At 65.8% G+C, this 2,910-nt stretch carries 2 protein-coding genes and 1 pseudogene; all 3 read right to left on the bottom strand.

Annotated elements, in window-relative coordinates; translation table 11 throughout:
• Positions 1 to 737, bottom strand: a 737-nt coding sequence (locus ACLP25_RS15780; RefSeq protein ID WP_442470133.1) for a 2-aminoethylphosphonate ABC transporter substrate-binding protein, incomplete at its 3' end; no start/stop codon positions are given.
• A gap of 83 nt (positions 738 to 820) precedes the next feature.
• Positions 821 to 2,156, bottom strand: a pseudogene (pbfA, locus tag ACLP25_RS15785) ((R)-1-hydroxy-2-aminoethylphosphonate ammonia-lyase).
• On the bottom strand, positions 2,153 to 2,455 hold the full coding sequence (locus tag ACLP25_RS15790) for a hypothetical protein (RefSeq protein WP_442470134.1): 303 nt from the start codon (positions 2,453 to 2,455) through the stop codon (positions 2,153 to 2,155). The pseudogene pbfA and the gene ACLP25_RS15790 overlap by 4 nt, the downstream one beginning before the upstream one ends.
• Positions 2,456 to 2,910 lie beyond the last annotated feature (455 nt).

Consider the following 2,910-nt stretch of genomic DNA (forward strand, 5'->3'; position numbering starts at 1 on the left):
AGCGCGGAGCGCTCGCCGTTCGGGCCCGCGGGCCAGAACACGCGGATATTCGGATCGTCGGCCATCTGCGACATGTTCATCTGCACATCGCCGTTGGCGACATAGAGTTCGCCCTTGTTGACCAGCGCCGTCAGCTTGCCTGTCGAAGCGGACGGACCGACGTTGTTGGCCTGCAGCTTCTTCAGGAACTCGAAGCCCGCGTCCTTGCCGCCGTAGGAATGGATGACCTGCAGCATGACCGCCGTGCCGTCGCCGGCCTGGCCCGGGGTCGAATACTGGACCTTGCCCTTGAACTTCGGATCGAGCAGCTCGTCGTAGGTGGTCGGCGGCGACTTTATGGCGGCGGAATCGTAGATGAAGCTGAGGTAGTTATCGACGAGCGGCTGATAGGAGCCCGAGCCGCCGGAGATCTCGGCCGCCGCGGCGGGCGTGAACTTCTGCAGGAGGCCTTGGGCCTCGGCGCGCGGAATGAAGGGAGGGAGGGTGACGAGGACGTCGGCCTGCGGGTTCGACTTTTCCTTCGCAACGCGCTCGACGACGCCGCCGGAGCCGGCCTCGACGTATTGGACCTTGACGCCGGTCGCCTTTGTGAACGCGTCGAACTGCGTCTCGAACCAACTTCCCTTGCCGTCGTGCAGGCCATCCGCCGAATAGATCGTGACGACGTCGGAGGCCGCTAGCGCGGGGGTCGCCGTGACGCTGGCGGAGACGAGCAGAATGCTCAACAGCGATTTCACGGAAAAGCCCTCCCGACATCAAAAAAAGTTGGAGATGGACTATGACCGGGATGTGAAGTGCGTGTGACTGCGGCCAGCCCGCCTCACCCTCCGAACTCGCCCAAAGCCTCATCCAGGATCGTCAGCGCCGCATCGAATTCCTCGAGCGGGATCGTCAGGGGAGGGCACAGCGTGATGATTGCGCCGCCGCCAATCTTGAAGCTGAGCCCGTTGGCGAGGCAGCGATAGAGCAGTCGGTCGGCGAGGGCGGCCGGGTCGCGACCGCCAAGCTCGACGCCGAAATAACAGCCGAAACCCCGAACGTCCCGAACGGCGGGACGGCGCGCCTTGACGGCGTTCAATTGTTCGAGGCCGCGCACGCCAAGCTCCTTCGCGCGGTCGATCAGGTTTTCCTCTGCGATCACCTCGAGGGTCGCTAGCGCCGCCGCGCAGGCGACGGGGCTTTTCTCGTGGGTGGTAATGTCCAAGCGCGGATTCGGGGGCGCAGTCGAGCTTTTCACCGGCGAGCATCGCGGCGAGCGGCATAATCCCGCCGCCAAGGCCCTTTCCCACCACCAGAATGTCGGGTGTCGCCCCCATTTGCTCGCAGGCGTAAAGCGTGCCGGTGCGCGCGAGGCAGCTCGAGATCTCGTCGAAAATCAGCAGCGCGCCGTGGCGGGTGCAGGAGGCGCGAACCCGCGGCCAGAAGTCGGGCGGGGGCGCTTCGACCGAAGTCCAGCGGACCGGTTCGGCGATCAGGGCGCCGTCGTCGCCCTGAATCTCGAGCACGTAGTCGATGTAGTTGGCAAAGCGTTCGAACGGGCGGTCGTCGCCAAAGAAGCGGCGCGCAAGATCGAGCGGCGGCAGGTGTTCGGCGCCCGGAGTCAACGGCCCGAGCCCGCGCCGGAACAGCGCCTCGCCGCCGACGCCGATGGTGTCGAGATTGGCGCCGTGGAACGAGTCCCACAGCGAGAGCGTCTTGTGGCGGCCGGTCGCGTAGCGCGCCAGTTTCAGCGCCATCCCGACGGCCGCCGCGCCGCTCGGCGCGAACAGAAGCTTGTCGAGTCCGGCGGGCGAGGTCTCGACGAGGAGGCGCGCCAGCGTGGTCGCCGTCGCGTTGGCGTAGCGGCGCGGGCTGAACGGCAGGGTGTCCATTTCGCGCGCGATCGCGGCGACGACTTTCGGATGGCCGTCTCCCAGCTGGTGCACGCTGTTGCCGTGAAAATCGAGGATGCGTCGCCCGTCGATGTCGGTCAGCACCGCGCCCTTGGCTTGCACGATCTGCGTCAGGCACGGCGTCGACAGCGACTGTCGCAAGAAATAGCGCTCGTCCGCATCGAGCGCGGCGCGCGCCCGGTCGCTCAAGGAGGCCCGCCATGCTACGCGCGCCGGCGTTGCGTTCACATCGCCTTCGCTCGGCGGCAAAGCGGGATCTTTCATCTTGCGCCGGCCAGATCGCCGTTCATTTCGATCAGCGTCTCGCGCACCGCTTCGAGCGCGCCGCGCATGTCATCGGCCTGCGTCGGCGCCGTGACATAGCGCCCCTCGCCGTGCGCGATCTTCGGCACGCGCTCCATCCGCTGGCGATGGAGGGCGATAAACGCGGCGTCTCGCGACCCCCGGTCATGGACCATGGCCTGCCGCACGGATTTCGACGTCGTCAGCGGCCCCGGCGTCAGCGGTGGCGGATCGCCGGTTTCAGACCGGTCGGGCCTGCGCTGTGCTGCGGCTGCAGTCATCGGAAGCCCTTCAAACGTATCAGGCCGAACGGGTTCGGGACGCGCTTGCCTACGCTCGGCCTCCTGAAGGTTGTGTGACAGACGGGGTAACGACGATCAACGGTAACGACCACCCGCACCGCTCCTTGGGATGGAGCTTTGGCGGCGCAGTCCAATCCGGGTGCGCCGTTCGCTATGATCCGCGCGGCGTCGATAGTCGCTGAACGTCTCGGAGGGATGAAATGGTGCCGCAAGGATGCACCTAATTGCAGTCCGCAGGTGTTCGGGCTCGTCGTCTTGCCTCCCTTGTTTTCAACAGCTTGTGCGTGTTTCCGTCTTTCGTTGTCCGCCGACGTGTGCCACGATCCGCTTCATGGTGTGGGACCATGTGTGGGACCAGAGTTATGGGTCGGCTCACAGATAGGGCGGTTCAGACCGCAAAGCCGGGGCGTCATACCGACGGCGAGGGGCTTTAT

Source organism: Roseiarcus sp., from assembly GCF_052145395.1.
GTDB lineage: Bacteria > Pseudomonadota > Alphaproteobacteria > Rhizobiales > Beijerinckiaceae > Roseiarcus.

Bases quoted from the DNA above. Each gene is read 5' to 3' on its own strand.
- ACLP25_RS15790 (WP_442470134.1), bottom strand. From the start codon at position 2,455: ATGACTGCAGCCGCAGCACAGCGCAGGCCCGACCGGTCTGAAACCGGC.